At 40.2% G+C, this 20,391-nt stretch carries 20 protein-coding genes and 1 other RNA gene; 8 read left to right on the top strand and 13 right to left on the bottom strand.

What is annotated here, in order from left to right; translation table 11 throughout:
• The first annotated feature begins 5 nt into the window (after window positions 1-5).
• The 3 genes from ACMX3D_RS10605 to rnc all read left to right on the top strand — a co-directional run bounded on the left by ACMX3D_RS10605 (window position 6) and on the right by rnc (window position 2,002).
• Entirely contained in the window at window positions 6-713 is a 708-nt protein-coding gene (locus ACMX3D_RS10605) for a hypothetical protein (protein WP_482751382.1), read from the top strand.
• A 48-nt stretch (window positions 714-761) separates the two neighbouring features.
• An RNA gene (gene rnpB, locus ACMX3D_RS10600) (RNase P RNA component class A) lies at window positions 762-1,201 on the top strand.
• A gap of 72 nt (window positions 1,202-1,273) precedes the next feature.
• Window positions 1,274-2,002, top strand: coding sequence for a ribonuclease III (gene rnc, locus ACMX3D_RS10595; RefSeq protein WP_482751381.1), 729 nt, complete (start codon window positions 1,274-1,276; stop codon window positions 2,000-2,002).
• A gap of 35 nt (window positions 2,003-2,037) precedes the next feature.
• On the opposite strand, the gene ACMX3D_RS10590 is transcribed toward rnc, so the two are convergent.
• The gene (locus ACMX3D_RS10590) at window positions 2,038-3,396 is read right to left on the bottom strand and encodes a right-handed parallel beta-helix repeat-containing protein (RefSeq protein WP_482751380.1); all 1,359 of its coding nucleotides are present in this window, start codon (window positions 3,394-3,396) and stop codon (window positions 2,038-2,040) included.
• 38 nt (window positions 3,397-3,434) lie between these two features.
• A complete protein-coding gene (locus ACMX3D_RS10585; protein ID WP_482751379.1) occupies window positions 3,435-4,205 on the bottom strand; it encodes a DUF6745 domain-containing protein in 771 nt (256 codons plus the stop codon).
• Window positions 4,206-4,387: 182 nt separating this feature from the next.
• On the opposite strand from ACMX3D_RS10585, the gene ACMX3D_RS10580 reads away from it, so the two are divergent.
• Window positions 4,388-4,999 (top strand): hypothetical protein, encoded by a 612-nt coding sequence (locus tag ACMX3D_RS10580; RefSeq protein ID WP_482751378.1) that lies wholly within the window; start codon window positions 4,388-4,390, stop codon window positions 4,997-4,999.
• A 3-nt stretch (window positions 5,000-5,002) separates the two neighbouring features.
• Here ACMX3D_RS10580 and ACMX3D_RS10575 read toward each other — a convergent pair whose 3' ends face one another.
• Together ACMX3D_RS10575 and crtD are read right to left on the bottom strand one after the other, a co-directional pair.
• Window positions 5,003-5,371 (bottom strand): Dethiobiotin synthetase, encoded by a 369-nt coding sequence (locus ACMX3D_RS10575; RefSeq protein ID WP_482751377.1) that lies wholly within the window; start codon window positions 5,369-5,371, stop codon window positions 5,003-5,005.
• A 112-nt stretch (window positions 5,372-5,483) separates the two neighbouring features.
• A complete protein-coding gene (crtD, locus tag ACMX3D_RS10570) occupies window positions 5,484-6,998 on the bottom strand; it encodes a C-3',4' desaturase CrtD (protein WP_482751376.1) in 1,515 nt (504 codons plus the stop codon).
• A 175-nt stretch (window positions 6,999-7,173) separates the two neighbouring features.
• Between crtD and ACMX3D_RS10565 the strand changes: the two genes are divergently transcribed.
• The 3 genes from ACMX3D_RS10565 (at window position 7,174) to ACMX3D_RS10555 (ending at window position 10,443) form a co-directional block, all read left to right on the top strand.
• Window positions 7,174-7,524, top strand: a complete 351-nt coding sequence (locus ACMX3D_RS10565; protein WP_482751375.1) for a hypothetical protein — start codon at window positions 7,174-7,176, stop codon at window positions 7,522-7,524.
• A gap of 667 nt (window positions 7,525-8,191) precedes the next feature.
• Window positions 8,192-9,475 (top strand): M16 family metallopeptidase, encoded by a 1,284-nt coding sequence (locus ACMX3D_RS10560; protein ID WP_482751374.1) that lies wholly within the window; start codon window positions 8,192-8,194, stop codon window positions 9,473-9,475.
• A 101-nt stretch (window positions 9,476-9,576) separates the two neighbouring features.
• Entirely contained in the window at window positions 9,577-10,443 is an 867-nt protein-coding gene (locus ACMX3D_RS10555) for a fructosamine kinase family protein (RefSeq protein ID WP_482751373.1), read from the top strand.
• Between the two features lie 107 nt (window positions 10,444-10,550).
• Here the strand turns inward: ACMX3D_RS10555 and ACMX3D_RS10550 are convergent, their stop codons facing one another.
• Both ACMX3D_RS10550 and ACMX3D_RS10545 read right to left on the bottom strand, forming a co-directional pair.
• On the bottom strand, window positions 10,551-11,690 hold the full coding sequence (locus ACMX3D_RS10550; protein WP_482751372.1) for a tetratricopeptide repeat protein: 1,140 nt from the start codon (window positions 11,688-11,690) through the stop codon (window positions 10,551-10,553).
• Between the two features lie 90 nt (window positions 11,691-11,780).
• Entirely contained in the window at window positions 11,781-12,419 is a 639-nt protein-coding gene (locus ACMX3D_RS10545) for an RNA polymerase sigma factor (protein ID WP_482751371.1), read from the bottom strand.
• 196 nt (window positions 12,420-12,615) lie between these two features.
• On the opposite strand from ACMX3D_RS10545, the gene ACMX3D_RS10540 reads away from it, so the two are divergent.
• On the top strand, window positions 12,616-13,212 hold the full coding sequence (locus ACMX3D_RS10540; RefSeq protein WP_482751370.1) for a glyoxalase-like domain protein: 597 nt from the start codon (window positions 12,616-12,618) through the stop codon (window positions 13,210-13,212).
• A gap of 56 nt (window positions 13,213-13,268) precedes the next feature.
• On the opposite strand, the gene ACMX3D_RS10535 is transcribed toward ACMX3D_RS10540, so the two are convergent.
• The 7 genes from ACMX3D_RS10535 to ACMX3D_RS10505 all read right to left on the bottom strand — a co-directional run bounded on the left by ACMX3D_RS10535 (window position 13,269) and on the right by ACMX3D_RS10505 (window position 20,242).
• The gene (locus tag ACMX3D_RS10535) at window positions 13,269-14,048 is read right to left on the bottom strand and encodes a photosystem II electron transport protein, Sll1252 family (protein WP_482751369.1); all 780 of its coding nucleotides are present in this window, start codon (window positions 14,046-14,048) and stop codon (window positions 13,269-13,271) included.
• Window positions 14,049-14,126: 78 nt separating this feature from the next.
• A complete protein-coding gene (locus tag ACMX3D_RS10530; RefSeq protein ID WP_482751368.1) occupies window positions 14,127-14,627 on the bottom strand; it encodes a hypothetical protein in 501 nt (166 codons plus the stop codon).
• 114 nt (window positions 14,628-14,741) lie between these two features.
• Entirely contained in the window at window positions 14,742-15,137 is a 396-nt protein-coding gene (locus tag ACMX3D_RS10525) for a hypothetical protein (RefSeq protein ID WP_482751367.1), read from the bottom strand.
• A 124-nt stretch (window positions 15,138-15,261) separates the two neighbouring features.
• The gene (locus ACMX3D_RS10520; protein WP_482751366.1) at window positions 15,262-17,481 is read right to left on the bottom strand and encodes a TolC family protein; all 2,220 of its coding nucleotides are present in this window, start codon (window positions 17,479-17,481) and stop codon (window positions 15,262-15,264) included.
• Between the two features lie 104 nt (window positions 17,482-17,585).
• Window positions 17,586-19,145, bottom strand: coding sequence for a circadian clock protein KaiC (kaiC, locus tag ACMX3D_RS10515; RefSeq protein ID WP_482751365.1), 1,560 nt, complete (start codon window positions 19,143-19,145; stop codon window positions 17,586-17,588).
• Between the two features lie 75 nt (window positions 19,146-19,220).
• Complete coding sequence (gene kaiB / locus ACMX3D_RS10510; protein ID WP_482751364.1) at window positions 19,221-19,547, bottom strand: circadian clock protein KaiB; 327 nt, start codon at window positions 19,545-19,547, stop codon at window positions 19,221-19,223.
• Window positions 19,548-19,660: 113 nt separating this feature from the next.
• Window positions 19,661-20,242, bottom strand: coding sequence for a KaiA family protein (locus tag ACMX3D_RS10505; protein WP_482751363.1), 582 nt, complete (start codon window positions 20,240-20,242; stop codon window positions 19,661-19,663).
• Between the last annotated feature and the right edge of the window lie 149 nt (window positions 20,243-20,391).

Here is a 20,391-nt window from a genome sequence, read left to right as displayed (position 1 = left end):
TCCAAATGATCAGAGGTAGTGGCGATCAAAATTTAGTTGTACTTACACTTTATATTATTGGAGTGTCTTACACCTTTAATCGGATGATTGAATCTATTGATGATAAAATCAAATATGAGTATAAAGGTGGCGCAGTCAACGAGCAACTCACAGAACAAGAACTCAAAGACCAAATAGGAATTTCTTTTAAATTCAATTCCTCCTACTCGGTAGATGAATTAAAAGAATTACAAATTAGCATTGAAAATAAATCAGATAATTTAGCTGTCTATGTTGACTGGGAAAATAGCACCTTAGTTGTTGAACATAGCAAGCAATCGCGCCGTGTAATTCGGATTTCTCCATATTTAACCCGTGACTTAGCAATACCCCAAACTCCTAGTTTAATTACACCTAAAAAAAGTGTTTCAGAAAAAATCACAGCCGAAGATGTTCTAGAGTTAGATTCTGTAGCCGGAACTTATTCAGCAAAAAAACCTTTAATAAATATCAGTGGCTTAGAAAAGGGGCCGCAAAAAAAGCTGTATAACGACTTTATGAATAGAGGCAAAGAGTTAGAATTTTCTTTACAGCTAGTTCTCAGAATATCTGATGTCCGTGTTGGTATAGCTCCAGGTATAAATATTCCTCCTATGTATCTGATTAATTGTCCTTTCACCATTAAGAAATTACCTTGGACTTACGCTCTACCTTGGAATAAAAAGAAGAAATAACTCAAATCGGACACATGATGCCATCCAAGATTACACTGTAATTAGGGAGAGAGTAGGCGCAGGCAGTTGCAGAACTGTCATGAAGATAGTTTTGAGGAAAGTCCGGGCTCCCGAAAGACCAAACTTGCTGGATAACGTCCAGTGCGAGCGATCGTGAGGATAGTGCCACAGAAAGATACCGCCAAAGTCAGTGCTGAGCAATGAGTGCTGAGTGCTGAGAAAAAAACTCAGCACTTTCAACTCAGCACTCAGCACTATTTTGGTAAGGGTGCAAAGGTGTGGTAAGAGCGCACCAGCAGCGTCGAGAGGCGCTGGCTCGGTAAACCCCGGTTGGGAGCAAGGCCAGAGGAACTACGGTTGGTCTTTTACCAGTTCCGTTTATGAGAGCCGCTAGAGGCGTTTGGTAACAAGCGTCCCAGATAGATAACTGCCCTTGTGTAAAAAAATTACATTAAGAACAGAACCCGGCTTACTACCAACTCTCTCCTCTTTTAGTCCATAGTCAAAAGTAACTACGAAAGACTATCGGCTATTGACTATTGACTCTTGACTAATGACTAATGACACTTGTTTATCCCCGCCGTCAAAGACAACTTGAAAGCTTAGTAAGAAAGTTAGGTTTGCCACTTGATGCACCCATTAAGTGGCAACTATTAGACTTGGCGCTGACTCATCCAACGGTATCTGATTCAGCCAATTATGAACAACTAGAGTTTGTTGGTGATGCGGTGGTGCGCTTGGCTGCGGCTGTGATTTTATGGGAAAAATATCCAGATTGCCAAGTTGGGGATTTTGCGGCAATTCGTTCGGTATTAGTGAGCGATCGCATTCTCGCCCAATTAGCTAGAGAATATGGTTTAGAACTCTATTTATTAGTCGCTGGTAGTGCAACCAGTGATAAAGTTGGTCAAGAGTCAAGATTGGCAGATGCTTTTGAAGCTGTCTTGGGTGCGCTTTACCTCAGCACCAATAATTTAGATCTCATCCGTTCTTGGTTAGATCCGCACTTTGAGCAACTAGCAACAGAAATTCGGCTTGATCCGGCTAGGCTCAACTATAAAGCCGCGTTACAAGAATGGACTCAAGCACAATTCAAAGTTTTACCAGAATATCGTGTCGAGGAAATCAATCAACCTAACCGCAATCAAGAGCGATTTGCAGCTGAAGTTTGGCTTCATGGCAAAAAACTCGGTGAAGGTAGAGGACGTTCTATCAAAGCAGCTGAACAAGCCGCAGCTAAAGTAGCTTTTTTAGCAGTTAATAGTCAGGAAAATGCTCAAGCAGATTAGAGAATTTGCACAATTAATTTATCGGTAGCAAAAACCTATGGCTCCTCTCCTCGAAATTCAAAAGCACCAATATCTTGCTTTTTGTTGATGATGCGTGAAAAATACTGGTAATCGTAGCTAATACTAGGCCAAAAAGTACCCTGATCAATTGCTGGACTCGTAGGTTTGAGTTTAAAATTACCTTTATTAGGGTCTACAAATTCTGGATTAGCAACAATATCATTCCAGCCTTTAACAACAATTTTGTTTGTATTGTAGTAAATATTATAGTCGTAAACAATATTACTATTCTTAAAATTGCTATTAACATTCTTTCCAGGATAAGCATACATAATATTATTTATAATCCGAACATTTCGGGAAAAACTAGCAAATATTTGCCCTCCATTCAATTCTGGAGACTGGTTATTCATGTAAGCAGTATTATTAATAATATCTACATTCTCACTTTCAAAAGAATGTATGCCTGAACCTCCATTATTATAACTAATGTTATTTGCGACTAAAGTTTTTCCTTTGTATCTACCTAATTTTGAATTGTTTTGTGTATTTTTACTATCATCAATAATAATTCCGTTGCCATCTGTAATTTTGCCAACAAGTATCCAAGGAACATTTTGACGATTATTGTATACATTATTATTAGTAACTAACATTTTGTACCCATCTACATAATCATCATAATTCCAATTTTGATACAGAGAAATTCCGCTATTAGCATAAACAGAATACCAAGCATTATTATAAACTTCATTTCTATCAATGGTAATGTAGTCGGCTTGAATAATAGCTATGCCTCCACCACCACAATTATGAACTTTATTGTTGCGAATGATTATATGGTGGGGCTTTTTGTCTCCCGCCTTTCTACCATCTACGCTAATACAACTACCACTGGTTAAATGGTTATCCCCAACATCTTTTTGAGCCAGAGCATAATCAATGGTAATGTTGGCATTATTTCCCTCTACTTCTAATCCTTCAATTTCGATATATGATGCATTCCCAATAAAAATACCATGCCAAGCATTATGTTTAATTTTAGGCTTGTGTCCTGGATAAGCCTTGTACTTAATCCAGGCTGTCGGTAATCCAGAACGCGTAATATTAACTACTTGTCTTGAGTTTGAATTAGTGTAAGTGCCGTTGAGAATATAAACAGTATCGCCAGGTTGGGTAATATTTGCAGCTTCTTGGATAGTTTTAAATGGAGTTTTTAGTGTAGTGCCATTATTGGAGTCTTTGCCTGTAGGACTTACATAATATATCTTTGGCTGAATTTTAGTTTGAGTTTGAGGTTGAGGTAGAGGTTTAGGCTTAGGTGATGTGTAATTAGAACTAATAAACAGTATATTTGCTAGTAAAAAGCTTAATAGTATTGAATATAATTTCATAAAGTACTAATTTTTAATACTATTTTTTGCTGAATAACTTAAAAAATACTCAGAATACCGTGGTTAGAATATAAACTAAAACCATCGGCAAATTGTATCGCAGGTTCATCTTTAGCGTGGAGCCTATTTTCTGTATCTAAGGATAGTTTGATTGGGCGATCGCAGACAAAACATACTTTGTTGAAAGGAAATATTGTTCCACATTCAATTACTACTTGTTCTGCCACTTTGTATACTTCAGGATTATGATAACAATCTAATTCTGAAATAAAGAAATCAAAAGTAGCAGCCGTGTACATCCAATCAAATGATGAAATAGCTTGAAAATTTATGTGTTTAACCCAAAGTTGCCAAACCAATTCAGATTGATTATGTTTTAAGATTGTGTCTAATATATTAAAAAAATCTTGATTTGGACAATTGAATTCTGAGGGTATATCGGGATTTTCTAAATAACTTAGGAATTTTTCTGGAGAATAATTGTTAATGGTTTCTAGGAAAATTTGTTTCCAAAAATATTGGATTTCATGCTTGATAATATTCAAAACATCTTCTACAAAATTTACCAATAATAAGCGGTTAGACGAATTCATTAATAGCATCTCGTTAATAGCTGCATACGGGCTAGGGCAAAAAATAATTTGCGGAATCTCATAATCTACAAGGGAGTATAAAATCTTGACCAATTCTCTATTTTTATTCTTATCAATAGGTTGAGTGGAAAATGCTATTTTTCTCCACTTGTCCCAATAAGCTGGAATTAAATTTTCTTTTTGTGGAGTGAGCTTATGATTTCTTTGTTTTGACATATACTTATAATTGTTTTTTTAACTAGTACAAATATTAAATATAGCTAATATTTTAAGTAAAATTACTTAAAATATTTTGTGTCACTTATCGCCATTACATGACATCATCTCCTTGTAAAACGGGAAAAATATGGTTAACCCCTGATTGGGGAAAAATTTCCATGTAAGTCCTGAATAGGAAAATGCTAAAAAAATCTTTGGTGAATAATTTAATTTTGTGTTTTTCTCTAGTTCCCTGGCTGTGCGTGGGAATGGTTTTTGATTCTAAGGCGAATGCTTTACCAGGGCAAAGTACGGAAGAAGTAACTACTTGGATGAATGCCCATCCTACGCTGCGTCCTCGGAGTGGGGAAAAATTGTATGTGCAGAAGAGTGATACAGCAGCCCAGCGTTTCACTTTTCAAGCATCGGTATTACCTCCGGGTAAAGTGGAGTTTGCCAAAGACCGCAGCCGGATTCGTTATGAACGCTTGGCTATGTATGATGCTATTAACGGTATGAGCTTTCAACGTCTGCAAGAATCGTTGCGGGTAATTTACGGCTACGATATTTATCAAGACTTTAATCAAGGTCAAGTGGTTTATGACTACCCTAGCCAAGGTGAAGTCAACTCGGCCCGTTTTGCCAAAACTCCGATTAAGGAAGCATTGCAGGGACAGTTACGTATAGGCGATCGCTATGCTTATTGGATAGAAATAGCTAAACCGCGAAATGGTAAAGCTTTCACTGGACAAATGACGGTTTTACTCAAAACTGATGTCGAAAAATTGCTCAAAGAATTGCAAACTCGTTGAACTTTAAGCCCCGCCAAACCCCCCAGATGGCGGGGCTTGCCATACACCAGAAAAGATACTTTCCGTCGCCAGAGAAATCCTCACTAAATCTTCTTTAAGTAGTGGCGGCCAATCTACCCCCATTTTGCGTCCAGCTACATATAACTGTTGTGTCTTTACTCCTAATTGATAAAGGGCAAAGATTAATTCTCGGTCTATGGTTGGTGAATCTTTGAGGGCTTCAAAGACGACTTTTAATGCCAATAAAATTGAGGTAATCTGACCGGGAACTGGTGGTTTTCCATATTTCAACCGCATCAATAAAGCATCAGAGTGTTCTTCGGTTGTGATTGTTTGCAATACAAGCAGTTTGCGGGCTGTGTCGTAATTCATTAGTTAAACACAGATAGACACTGCTAATTTATCAGTGTTTATCTGTTGTTTCAAATACTTTGGGTTGAAGATAGGGGCTAGAGGCTAGTATTTTTACTCAGCACTCAGCACTTTAAAATTCTGCCTCAATTTGTCTAACTACTGTCAGGGCTGAGTAACTCACGCCAGCCGTACCTTCGCCGGGATGGGTAGAGTCGCCGACTAACCACAGGGAATTGATGGGTGTACGATTGGCGAAACCAAAGGGGCCAAAGGTGGGTATTCTTTGACCGATGCCCCCAACTATACCGCGATCGCGCCCTGTGTAATGAGCAAAGGTGCGGGGTGTGGCAGCTTCTTGATAAATAATGGTTTCGGGTTTGAGGTAGAAATATTTGTTTAAACGAGCGATCGCTTCTTGGGTATATTTTTGTTTCAATCCTTGATAGTCTGAAGTTTGCCACCATTGTTCATAATCAACAAAAGATGAAGCAATGATTGAGGCTTTACCATCAGGTGCGCGACCGTCACCAGGATGACTAACCGAAACAAACAAAGAATTATTCTCGCCAATTGGCCCGTTAGCATCGTACATAAATTGCAGGTGGGGCGGACAATCTAAAGGAATGGCACTAGCATCTACGCCCAAGTACACGACAAATGCCCCTGATGGTGGTGGGAGTTTTTCGACTCGTTGTTTATACCCTGATGGAACCTTGTCTCCCAATAGTTGCACTAGGTTTTGGACTGTCACGTTAGCCACTACATGGTCGGCTGATTCTGTCCAGACTTCGCCTGTTTTCTGGTTTCTAATGACAACGGCGGTGGCTTTACCGTTTTCTACTTTGATGTGTTCGACAGTATGACGCATTAATAAACGTCCGCCGTCTCTTTCTAAAGCTGAGACTAGGCGATCGCTCAACACCTGCATACTACCTTGGAGATGATACAATCCTTGGGGCAGTTGGGAAACGCTCAATGCTGTTGCTGCATAGAGTAATGCTGTCTCTTCAGCGCTGACTTGAGAATACAACTTCAGTTGCAAATCTAAAAAGGTTCTCAAACGCTGGTCATTACCCAATCCACATAACCTTAAGGCATCACCTACAGTCAACAACGTGAAAGGTGCGGTAATGAAAGTATTGGGACGCACTGCCTGAATTAGTTGCCACAAATCCCACAAGTTACGCGGCGGTAAAACTGGGTCACGTCCTTGGAATTCCCAACTAGCATCAAATAACGTTGCCATTAACTGCCAGAATGGTTCGCTTTCCGGAAATTGCCGTTGTCGTTCTTCGCGCCATTTATCTGGGTCGCGCCACACGTTGATAGGCGTGTTTTCCCCTGGTAAATAAACTGCACAAGCTGGGTCACAAGGAGTGGCGGCTGGTAAATCAATTTCTAGTTCCGAAAAGATGCGGTGGTGAATTCCGCCTGGTTCTAACCCTGCTACTTGGGTTGCACCGACATCAAAAGTGAACCCTTGACGTTTAAATGTAGAAGCACAGCCTCCCGGTACTATGGCTTGGTCGAGGACTAAAACGCTGTAACCACGATGCGCTAGTAATGCCGCCGCAGTCAGCCCACCAATACCTGCACCAATTACGACAACACGAGATTTGCTTTTGTCAATAGCAGCACTGGACATTGATATCTACTTTATATTTCTTAATATTTCTATTCATAATTTTAGATTACTTGGAAACATTAATAATGCTTTAACTATTGGCTTAACTCTAGGCAAAATTTTCTGACGTTAAAAAAGCAACATAGGATATTGAGAAGATTGTAGATATCATCTATCCAAATGCAGAAATTTTCTTATGCAAATTGGCAGAGATATCATGATATTAAAAAAATGTAAAATTTTGGATGTTTTACTCATACCGCTGCAAAAGTCCGCAAATATCCAGGCTTTTGTATACTTTTGCCGTGGCATCTGGTTAATGCTTCAAATTCGCGTGATTGCTCATGGCATCCCCCAAAACATAGTCGAATCCGACAAAGGATTGCAAGATACCGAAGCTAAAATAATTAAATTACCGAGAGTACCAAGCTTAGGAGAATATATTATTTGGCGGAATCAGAGCTTTAAGATTACAAAAGTCACATACTTCCCTGAAAATTATACTTATACCGCAGCTATAGAAATTGAATGGTGTGAAAGTGTGTAACTGCATCGACTGTGATTAATATTTTGATTCTTTAACATTCATTGCTTGGTGGCGATCGCTAGTCCAGAATTAGCCAATTATTAAAATAGGAACATTTACAGCAGGGAACAGGGAACAGGGAACAGGCTTGAAAGTCGCTCATTGTCCATCCATGTTTGATCATTAGTCTTTGTCTTTATCTATGCTGCTACTGCTATACAAACAAAAAAATTGGTGTCACCTTTGGTTGATTGAGATGAGTGAGATTTAATCGATCAGCCTTTCTTAATCTATCGATAATTAGTTCGCTTGCCAGTTCAGTTTTTGATAATATTGAGATATTCGCACCGCAAATACTTAAACTTGTTCTCAACTTTTCAGAGAAAATCTCTCAAGTTAAATTAAATTTTTATATACAGAAAAATGCAGATTTATAAAGATACTATGTAGATTATTTGAAAAGTTATTTTAACCTGAATTTGTGCATTTTCTGATGTGGACTGTTGACTACTGACTGTTAACAGTCAACGAGACTCATGAGTGAGCGTGTAATTTCCAGGCGTAGTGGCTGAAGTTGAGAGCAATTTTATTTTTAAAGATAATATTTATAACTGATGCAACAAAAAGAGATATTTTTGAGTGACAGATAAGATAAAGAAGTAAGAACGCTGTTCACTCACCACTACTCATGACCTCAACCCTGTTAAAATCTCCTCGTCTTAATTTTCCAACACTACACCAGTTGCCTAATGGCTTGACAATTATTGCAGAGCAAATGCCAATTGATGTTGTCAACCTCAATCTCTGGATAAAAGTTGGCTCGGCTGTAGAATCTGATGCCATCAACGGGATGGCTCACTTTTTAGAGCATATGATTTTTAAAGGAACTGAGCGACTCGCCAGTGGTGAGTTTGAACGTCGAATTGAAGAACGGGGTGCTGTGACCAATGCCGCTACAAGCCAAGACTATACTCATTACTATATAACTACTGCGCCACAAGACTTTGCCGAACTGGCTCCACTACAAATTGATGTCGTATTTAATCCTAGTATTCCTGATGAAGCCTTTGAACGTGAGCGGGCTGTAGTTTTAGAAGAAATCAGACGTTCTGAAGATAATCCCCATCGTCGGACTTTTCGTCGTGCTATGGAAATGGCATTTGATGTACTACCTTACCGCCGCCCAGTATTGGGGCCAGAATCGGTAATATCTGGGCTGCAACCCCAGCAGATGCGAGATTTTCATGCTAGTTGGTATCAACCGCAGTCGATTACTGCTGTGGCTGTGGGTAATTTACCTGTAGAAGAATTAATTGAAACTGTGGCGGAAGGATTTACCCACGTTCATAAAACTCAGCACTCAGCACTCAGTACTCAGCACTTACTGATGAATCCCGAATCAGCATTTACAGAAATTGTGCGTCGGGAATTTGTGGATGAAAGCCTTCAGCAAGCACGAATGGTTATGGTGTGGCGGGTTCCGGGATTAGCTCAGTTAAACCAGACTTATGCACTAGATGTATTAGCAGGAATTTTAGGACACGGTAGGACATCAAGATTAGTTAGAGACTTGCGAGAAGAACGAGGATTAGTTTCTTCGATCGCAGTTAGTAATATGAGCAACTTACTACAAGGTACATTTTACATTTCCGCTAAATGTGCAGTGGAAAATATAGCAGCTGTTGAAGATGCGATCGCCCAACACATCCGCAGATTACAAACCGAGTTAGTTACTGAAAAAGAAATCGCTCGTGTCCGCAAACGCGTCGCCAACAGATTTATTTTTGGTAACGAAACCCCAAGCGATCGCGCTGGCTTATATGGTTTTTATCAATCATTAGTAGGCGATTTAGAACCAGCCTTCAACTACCCACTACACATACAAAAACAAGAAGCCAACGATTTACTTCTCGCCGCTAATCAATATCTCTGTCCAGAAGCTTATGGTGTAGTTGTCATGAAACCGAGGTAAATTTTAGTCAATGGTCATTTGTCATTTGTCATTTGACTTTTGACCACGCATTAATAACTGACGTAATTTCATACTTCACACTTCATACTTCATACTTCAGAATGTTTTGGACTGACATTGATGCCCATATTAGTCGGGTAACTGGCGAAAAATTTCAAACTCAACAACGGCGTTCTGTGAGTGGCGGATGTATTAACCAAGGTTACACCGTTAGAAACGGTGAAACAACATACTTCGTCAAACTCAACCAAGCATCACAAGTCGCCATGTTTGAAGCTGAAATGTTGGGATTAAAGCAAATGTATGCCACAAATACCATTCGTGTGCCAAAGCCGATTTGTTGGGGAACAAGTGGTGATTCTGGCTATATTGTTTTGGAATGGCTAGAAATGGGCGGCGGTAACCCCAAAGCGTGGGCAGAAATGGGACGCAAATTAGCCGCTATGCACAAAGTAACCAGCCAACATGGTTTCGGCTGGGATATGAATAATACTATTGGTTCTACTCCCCAAATCAACACTTGGACAGCAGACTGGGTGGAATTTTATTGCAAACATCGCCTCGGTTATCAATTTCAGTTAGCCAGAAGGCGGGGTGGTAATTTTCCGAAACAAGATGAATTACTAGCAGCAATTCCTGAATTATTAGCCCAACACGAAGTACAACCATCCTTAGTACACGGCGATTTATGGGGTGGAAATGCTGGATGTACCGTATTAGGAGAACCAGTGATTTTTGACCCAGCAACTTATTATGGCGATAGAGAAGTTGATATCGCTATGACCGAACTTTTTGGTGGATTACCTGCTGCTTTTTATCAAGGATATAACGAAGTTTTTCCCTTAGATGCTGGCTATGAAAATCGCAAAATATTGTATAACTTGTACCACATTTTGAATCACTTCAATTTATTTGGTGGCGGTTATGGTTCCCAAGCAAATCGGATGATTGACCAAATTTTACGTTAAGATTTGGGGTTGAGAACACGTCACCACTTTGAGACACCAAAATCATGATTGGCGGTGCGTTATGCCAAAGGCTAACACACCTAATCCAAACTAAAAGCAAAACAGTATTAATTTCGCTTTTTCTGCAATTTAGTTAATCTATCTTTCAACACTAGTTCTCGCTTGCTATCTTCTAATGTGTTTGCGATCGCAATTGCTCTTTCGTAGAAATTACGCGCAGTAGTATAATTACCCAATTGCTCGTAAAACTGGGCGTAAGATTCAAAAGATTTGAGTTGTTCTGGCAGATTTTGTAATTCTTGCGCCAGAATCAAACGCTGTTGCAGTAATTCCAAAGCGCGTTCATTGCGTCCTACAGAACTGTGCGCTTTGACTAAACCATCAATAGCACGTAATTGAATGCTGCGATCGCCATTCATTTTCGCCATCCGCATTGCTAACCCATAAGCGCCGATGGTATCTTGATAATTTCCGGCGGCAAGATAAGCATCACCTAAATTATTTAAAGTGTTAGCTTCACCAATTAAATCACCTTTTTGGCGGCGATAAGTTAAAGCTGTTTCATACAGTTTAATCGCTTTATTGTAATCACCCAATCTGGCAGCTACCAGCCCTAAATTGCTCAAAGAAAGTCCTTGACCTTCGATATTTTTTACACCTTGAGCAATTGTCAATGCTTCCTGAACTGTGCGACCTGCGGCAACTGTTTCTCCTTGTTGAAGAAGAATTGCAGCGATATTATTTAAGGCGAAAATCTGCGCTTGAAAATCTTTTGTATCCCGTGCGATCGCGAGCCTTCGGCGTAAAGCATCTTCCCCTTCTTTAAAACGTTCTTGTTGAATATAAGCTTTGGCTAATAATTCATAAGTTAAACCCGTAGATCTATAATCACCAATTGAGTGATAAATCTCTAAAGCTTGCTGACAAGAATCAATAGTTTTAGCCGCATTCCCCGACCGATATTGCTGTTCACCAATCCGTAACAAACTATCAGCTTCATCTCTCGATTGTTGCCAACTTGAACTGCTTAACGGACGATGAAGTTGTTGTGTAATATCACTCGCATTTGCGGCGAATGGACTCAAGACGAAAGTAAAAAGTAAAAAGTAAAAAGTAAAAAATTGCGATGGTTCAATCCGTCGCCAAGTAGTGACACCCTGAAAAAGCCAAAATCCATAGCTTTTTGAGTCAAAAGTGTGCGCAGAATCCAAAACAGTATGCTTTGAAAATAAATGCCGTTGCTGCATAAAACTTACCAGTGAAATTTCGGCTGAGAGTATAAAGTTTCAGTAAAAGTTTTATTTGATGCGGCATAATTACCATAAACATAAGCGGTATTACGTAGTTGATGATTGCACTAAATCTTCGCCCAAGTAGATAGCGCGGATGTCAGCAGGTAATTTGTCCTCTAGCATACGATAGCCTTCCTGAAGAAAATTGGCTACTTCGGCAGGAGCAATCCTTTCACCTTCTGCTTGCAGATAAGCTGCAATTCTCGTTTCACTCCAATGAAAAGTTTGCGCCATCAACACCATCAATCGTAATATCGGTGGCAGTTGGTCTAAAGCTTTTTCTACGTAGCACCATAAAGGTGGAGAAGTAGCTTGCAAAGAATAATGAATGGCTTCGGTTGGCGGTAGTTCAATCTCGTTAATACAAAAAGCTGTGATGTTAATTAGCCAATTTTGTAAAGTTAAGCCTTCTTGTCCTGGCAGCGGGTTTTCTAAATCAAGTCCGCCGAGTTCGTAATAGATATGTCGCCAAGTGAGAGCAAACAGATAATCTGCTTGTACAGGCGATCGCGCCGAATGCTGAATTAAGGTATAAACTATCGGGCTATAACGGCAAAAAATCACCGTAAAATACTTGCCAGCCTCTGGATAGCGTTGAAATAGACTTAGCAGTTCCTGGTCATTGTGATGAAACAGTGACTTAACTAGCGGATGATTAGTTTCGGGAAAATGAGGAATTTGCATAAGCCTTTTAGCTAAGAGTTGTTAAGATAATGTTTATAACAACAGCCCCAGAGTGCAACCCGTAAAATTTTGGTTAGGTTCGGTTTGCTGCCGAAGCTCAGACTACTTTAGTATTGATACACTAGAAACAAGGACTTAATCTTAGTCTTTATCTATAAAAATAAAAGCGGCTCTCTTATACAATCTTTATTTGTTCATGGTTATAGCAGCTAATGTAATGCAGTTTTTGCTTGCTCCGTTGACTCTAGGCTCGTTTTTACCATCCCTGCCTTTAGATAGCCTGTTTTCTACTCAAGGTATTATGGTGATGCTGCTTGCAGCATACGCTGGCGCTATGTGGATGTTCCTCACCAGTGCGCCCAAAGTACACACAGTCATGGTTTCAGATTTGGAAATTGCGCGACAGTTGTATGAAGGGCTGCTAGATTTACCAGCCGCTGAAGTGCCTTTGCATTACTACTACAACTATGAACAAACCATCGGCACAACTGCGATTGATCCTTTGTATATGTCCACAAGTCCTAGCTGGTCTGGCAAAACGATGAATAATGCCAACGAAGGACTGTGGTATCAACTCAAGAAAAATACCCAGCTACACGTTATTACCGGAGCCAGTTTAGGCAGCAAAAACCAGCAACGTCACGTTTGTTTTGACCGCGACTGCTTGGAAATGATTTTATTACGAGTAGAAACTCGTGGTTTAAAATTCAAAATTCGTAACCAAAAACCTCTCAATTTTTTGGTTAAAGACTACGAAGGACGGATTATTGAATTAGCTGAAGTGGCGAACTAGTTAAAAGTGCTGAAGGAAAAAGTACTCAGCATTCAGCACTTTTAACTCAGCACTCTTTACATATATCGTGTAAGTTGGACACGGTAACGTTCTTTTTTAGTAACCGCAACTTCTCCAACTTCTAAACGTCCTTTACCGCGAATCGCCACTAAATCACCAGATTTAACTTGAAAACTTGCTTGCGTAATTTCCTTCCAGTTGACGCGCACATCGCCAGCATCTATTAAATCTACCATTTTGCTGCGAGACATCCCAAAACCCGCACTGGCGATCGCATCTAATCTTAAAGAAGCCTCTACAGTTGTTAATTCTTTTTTCTTTGGTTCCCTAATTTTTAACTCGCTAATATCGATTGGCTGAGTTTTTACAGGAACTGATCGCACCTGTTGTAGGTTCATCTGCAAAAATTCTGCCATTTCTGGCACAACAATTACCTGCGCTCCACGTTCTCCTAAAACAATAATGTCTCCCGTCTTCTCCCGGACAATTCCAGTTCCCAACATTGCACCTAAAAAGTCCCGGTGAGTAGCGGTATCAAACAAAAAATTGCCTGCAATTTCTAAGGCAACAACAGCGACTTGTGAATGATCTAACGGGATTTCTCCACGAGCGATCGCAATTCTTTGTCGTTCAGCTTGGGGATATCCACCCCACGCCAGCAACTGCACCTCAGTTAAGCGGCTGAAAACTCGTTGAATTTCCGCTAATTCTGGCGGAGATAAAAAATCCGTCAAAACCGCTTCCCAAGTTTTGATAGCTTGCTCCGCCTGATCAATTACACGAGCAACAGTATCTCGATTTTCTACACCCTTTAAAAGTTCTTCTCGTGGCAACATTATTAAAAGTCAATAGTCAATGGTCAATTGTCATTGGTCAATCCTACATCCCTTCCTCACCCCTACACCCTTAAACCCTTATTTATCTTCCGAATAACCTTGGATATTTTCTGGTTCAAACTGACGCAATATCCGGGTTGCTTGCCGAGTCAAAGTTTCCGAACCCTGAACCACAATTAAGTATTTTCCAGCATCCAAACGATTGCGGTAGGGCAAAGCATCACCACTGCCTACAAGCAGACCTACTCCACCACCGACAAACACAGCACCCATAGCGCCACTACCAGCCCCCAGCAGTCCCCCAATAACGTGATTGCCGATTTCACCAGCCCAGGCAAAGGTATCTAAACCAGTGATGAGGCTGAAGGTAAAACCCGCAAAAAAGCCAAATGGCACTAGCCAAAATGCCATCAGCCGTGCTTGCTTTTTAGCTTGCTCTTTGGGATCAATCAAACCAAATTCATCAGCAGTTTTATAACCTTTACCTAAGATTGTGCTATTAATGCTGTCTTTTTCCAAAGCAAGATAAGCAGCTTCAGCTTGGATACGGTCTGGTAATACAGCAACAAGGTAATTCATTGATCTAACAAGATTTATCTGATAGAAGTTTGTCCTTAATTAACAGCCTATCAGTAAAAAAGTGCCGAGTGCTGAGTCAAAAATTCTAGTCTAAGCGCCTCTAGCACCTACTCCCTACTCCCCATTCCCTCCCGATTTAATCCCATCCAATGGTTCACAAAAATTGTTCACACCTTGTTTGAGAACATAGATTAAAACTGGTGTCGCCAAAATTTTGGGAAAAGTTGGCATTGTTTTGATGTGTGCCATCATCCCTAGGATAGAGTTATTAGCCAATTCTTCTCTAAATTCTGATTCGCAAATCACTGCACGCCATTTTTTCGCTAAAGCATCCAACCATTCAGAATTTGCCTGTTCTGGTTCTTGTCCGGCTTTGATAGCTAAAGTCATAGCTGCATCTTCTAAATCTCCCTCACAGTCTTCAATCAAATCCAGCGCTTCCATTGCTACGGGATCATCTATTAACTGAGAACGAAATAAAGCAATTTCTTGTGATGTAACTTGAGTCATGGTTAGTCAAAAGTCGATAGTCCATAGTCAACAGTCTAGAGTCAATAGTCCAAAGTCCAAAGTCCAGAGTGAAAAAGGCTCATAACTTTTGACTAATGACTATTGACCAATGACTAACGACTAATTAACGAAATGACCGGGTGGTAACTGCACGCTGTAATTGAGCCAAAGCACGGTTGTAATCTAGGATAGCTGTGACACGATTACCTTCGGCTCTTGTTAAGTCAGTTTCTGAGTTAATTACATCAGTTTGCGTACCCACACCAGCTTGGAACCGTAACCGCGCCAGACGTAGAGCTTCTCTCGCTTGTTCTAAAGCAGTATTAGCAGTTTGAACGTTGTCTAAATTCGCTCGCTGGGTAGAAAAAGCTTGTTCTACTTGGAAGCGGACTTGGTTACGTTGTTCGGCAAAGTTTGTTTCGGCGATCGCTTTATTAGCTCGTGCCTGAGATGCTCTAGCTCTGGCTGCACCACCATCAAATAAATTCCAACTAGCTCTCAGCCCAACAGAATAACCATCAGTAATGCTGACACTATCATCAAACTGATCTAGCAAGTTGTAGTTAGCAATAAAACTCAGTTGCGGCAGATTCGCTGCCAAAGCTTGTCGGCGCTGCTGCTCACTGATATTGCGTTGAGCCAACTGCTGTTGTAATTCTGGACGATTTTGAAAAGCCAGCACAATACTTTCTTCTAACGATCTGTTCCACAAACCAGCTAGTTGCACAGCATCTGCTGCACTAATAGTGATATTTTGTGGCAAACTTAAGCGAGTTACTAACTGTCGCCGCGCTATTTGCTGCTGTGAAATTGCATTAGTTAACTCTTGTTGAGTATTTGCTAAATTCACTTGCGATCGCAAAACATCAAAGCGAGTACCCACTCCAGCACGCTCTAAAGCTTCAGCATCACGTAAACTCGCTTGGGCATTTTCCACCGCTGACTGGGCAATACGTACTTGCTCATCGGCTCCTTGCAAGTTGTAGTATTCCGTACTAACATTCAGGCGAATTTCCTCAGTTTGTCGCTCTACCTCTAATTCACTAACACGTACCTGTTCTTCAGCTTCTTTGATAGCAGCTTGTCGTCTTCCCGAAGTGTAAATGTTGTACGTCAACTGGGCTTGACCATTAAAACCTGTACTAGGTTCATCCTGGTTAGACCTTAGTCCTGCTCGTCCATTTAACTCATCCTGAAGCTGACTAGAAGCCGACTGACTGCGAGTGATATCCGCATTAATATCCAAAGTCGGATACAAAGCTGCTTGAGCTTCTCGTAAAGCGGCTCGGCTGCGTTCTAGCTCCAATATTGATACCTGTAGTGTCCGATTATTCCGCCGTGCTAACTCCAAAGCCTGTTCTAAAGTAATCGGTTGATTACCTTGAACGGTGACTTCCTCTGCCTTGGTGGGAAATTGCAGCGAATTAGAGCTAGGAATCAGATTTTCGGGAACTTCTACAGCACCCCCAGCCGCTGGGGTAGTATTGCTAGGGACTGGGGCATTTGGAGCGGCTTCCACCGGAGTTGGAGTAGCTGTTGGTGCTGCCTCAGTCGCATTAGCACCAGGCTCACTTGGTACAGTAGTGGAATCTTGTGTAACTTCAGCAGGTTCCGGTGTTGAAGTGTTGTTTTGTGCAGTCAGTTCTTTAGGCAATTTGTGCTGCTCACAATTTCTGGAGTACACAGACAAAGTATTGAATAACCCTATTTGCTGTGAGCAACTTTGCACTGCCAAAAGTTTAGCTGCTCCTGCCCCCTTAACCGCCGTTTGTAGAACTATTGGCAACTGAGTTTTTAAAGTTGGACTCGGCGCTGCTGGCTGTTTAATTGCCGATGGGAAAACTGCTGTTTTTTGAATAAAAGAAGGTTGGGAGGTAGCAGAATTGACAACTGTATTATTTAATTTCTCCCCATTAGCTGTAGCTAATTTTTTTTGTTTTTGAATTTTGTTTGAATTTTGCTGCTCTGAACTTTGAGAAAAATTTAAAGTAGATGTCGATCTGACAAAACTACTTTGATTTTTCTGAGTTATTTGTGCAAGCGGCACACCAGTATTTCCTGCCAAGATACTTGGGTTACTATTATTACTTAAAGTTGTCACATTGAATGTAGTCAACTCAGAATTAGAACCTGCATCTGGAAAGATCTGGTTGGCAGTTTTAGGCAGTTGCGTATTGGTATTGTCTGCCACCAAGTTGTGACTTTCAGTGAAAGTCAAGACACTAGGAGAAGACGTTTGTTGAATGCTACTTACCTTCACTGTTCCAGCCCAAGCGGGCTGGGTTGTTAATACCGCTGCTGTTACGCCAGGTAAGAAAGTATGAAATAATTGTTGTCCTTTCACCGCATCCCCTCACACGAAAATCAATCTAGCGGCAGAAACCTTTTCTTCACCACAGAATATAGCACGATACTAAATTGAAGAAGGAATATAGCACGATACCAAATTTAGGAATCGGTACTCCTTTTGTCTTCAAAACTTTTGACTATGCGAGAAAGTTCTGCCTTTTCGTCGATGCTAACGCGGGTAGGCGCACCGCTGACAATACGTTCGTAATTCCGGAAAGAATCTTTAATTTCTGGGCCGTCAGCCGTAATATTATACTCACGAATTCCCTTATCGTGCCACGAACCTCGCATTTTAAATACGTTAATTGCCCGCGACATTTCTCCACGAATTTCTACGTACTGCAACATCAAAATTGTGTCTGTAATTGTAGAAATATGGGAGTCAGTAATGGAATGGGAACCCATAAATTGGTCAGTTGTGTTGGTAAAAAAACCAGTAATTTCTTCTTGTTTGGCATAACCGGTTACACCAATCACAAACTGCCGAAAAGCATTGTTACTCACTCCTCTTGCTAGGGCTGAGAGTGAGTCAATGGCAATTCTTGATGGTTTAAAATTAGCAATTTCTGACTTGATAATTTGCAAGTGATCTTCTAAACCAGTTGATTCAGGATAGGTACAAATTATTTTGAGCAAACCTTGATGTTCTAGTTCCTCAAAATCAATGCCCCAAGAATAAGCATTGCGTGACAGTTGAGCACGTGATTCTTCATAGGCAAATAAAATTGCGCGTTCACTGTTAACACAACCATTTTGTAAAAATTTACTCACAAGTAGTGTTTTTCCAGTACCAGTGGCTCCTGTTGCTAAAATAATCGAATCTTTAAAGAAACCACCACCACACATTTCATCTAGTGTTTTGACACCTGAAGAAACGCGGACATTAGAAGACCTTTGAGTCAAGCGCATTGCACCCAAGGGGAAGATGTTGACTCCGGCATTGGTAATTGTAAAAGGATACTCACCTTTCATGTGAGTTGTACCGCGTAGCTTGAGAATTTCTGTCGTCCGCCGCCGACGTTCTCCTTCTAATACATTCCGCACAATTACCACGTTATCCGAAACAAATTCTTCAACGCCAAAAGATGCTACAGGCCCGTATTCTTCACCTCGTTCGGTGGTAATGATGGTGGTGACATTCAGTTGTTTGAGTCTGGCTACAAGGCGGAAAATTTCTCGTCTGACTACTCCTACTGCTTCATACTGTTGAAATACTGCGGTAATTGAGTCAATGGAAACTCGTTTGGCCTTATATTTACGAATCGCATATTGTAAGCGCTCAATTAATGCCGAAAGGTCAAAATTGCCCACAATATCTTGACCTTCTGGATCTGGAGAAGCATCCAGAATAAATAACTTGCCTTCATCGATTAAACGTTGCAAGTTCCACCCAAATATATGAGCATTTTTAATAATGTCACTGGGCGATTCTTCAAAGGTAACAAATACTCCTGGCTCATCAAAATAGGTAATGCCGTTATACAGGAACTGAAGGGATAATAAGGTTTTACCTGTACCAGAGGTGCCACTGACTAAGGTGGTTCTTCCTACAGGTAAACCACCATGACTAATATCGTCAAAGCCCTCTATCATTGTCCGAATTTTTTCTACACCCCCAATCGGTGTATGGTTTTGCTCTTTTTGCTCGTTGTCACTCATTGCTGGATCATATATGGGTTTTTAACCCGGTTCTTCTATTACTAAAGTTGCTAATTTGTAATCAAAAAATTTAGATTAAAGGTTGTGCGACTCTTCCCAGTCTTCTTCACTCAGTTCTTCATAAAGCAAATCTAATCCAATTAATACTCTTTCTCTGTCTGAAAGATCACCAATAATTTTACGAACGGGAGGCGGCAAAATTTTCGATAATGTTGGTGTAGCTAAGATTTTATCTTCTTCAGCCAGTTGGGGATTTTTCATTACGTCGATTACTTTCAGTGCATAAACACCTTGAAACTCCTGCTCTAAAATGTTTTTTAGTGTTTTTAATGCCCGGACTGAGTTAGGGGTGTTCCCAGCTACGTAAAGCTTGAGAACATAAGTTTTTCTGGCTTTATTCATAAAGGTACAAACTTAAACATAAAAAATCACATAGAATCTGGTTCTACTGAATTTAGTGAAATACATAGTTGTTCGTGACTGTTGAGTATATGCTGGTTGATGGGTGTAATGTACTATTTAGAAATTGCACATCTATAAGCTTCACACAGGTGTGCTAGGACATCTATTAAAGTCAATCGATAATCAAGTAATGTCTCATCACTCCTTCCTTCTAATTTTAGCTGTTTAGAAAATTCTTCAATGAGTTCCATGTGAATCTCTATGATTTGAGGCACAGGAATATTAGCACAAAACACTGTATTGATAAATTTATCAATTTTTTCTTTCAAGGTTTTGTCTGTAGTAAAGTAATCTATAAGAATCTGGCGATAATCAGATTTAATTTGTTGTAACAATACCTGCTTATCCACTTGAGTCATTTGCTGAAAAACCTGCTGTGGTTTTTGCTGCTGGCACGCCAAAACGTAATAATATTTGTCTATAAAATTTTCATTAAGATTTTCTGGCAACAAATTCAGTAAGTAGTAAAGTCTAGCTGTGGTGGCGGCAATCGAATTCCATGTGCTAAATTGGGCTGAATTAGACTGAAGAAACCACCAACTGCTTGGGTTCAATGGTAGTTGGATACATAGCCCAGCGAGATTATCTAAAATTTTTTTAACATTTGGTTGGAAAAATAGTATAGGTAGTAGCATTTATATATTTAAACATCTTGCTTAAGCATTCCAACCAAAGTTGGTTAAGTTGAACAAAGTTTGAGTAAAACTTTAGAGAACCTGACTAATAATAAGTCAAGTTGTTTGTCGATTATCGAGTACCGCTCTAGATACACAAATGTCTATAG

This window comes from Anabaena sp. TISTR 8404 (assembly GCF_056847745.1).
Note: the sequence above shows the minus strand (reverse complement) of the source record. Positions and strands in the feature narration are given on the sequence as shown.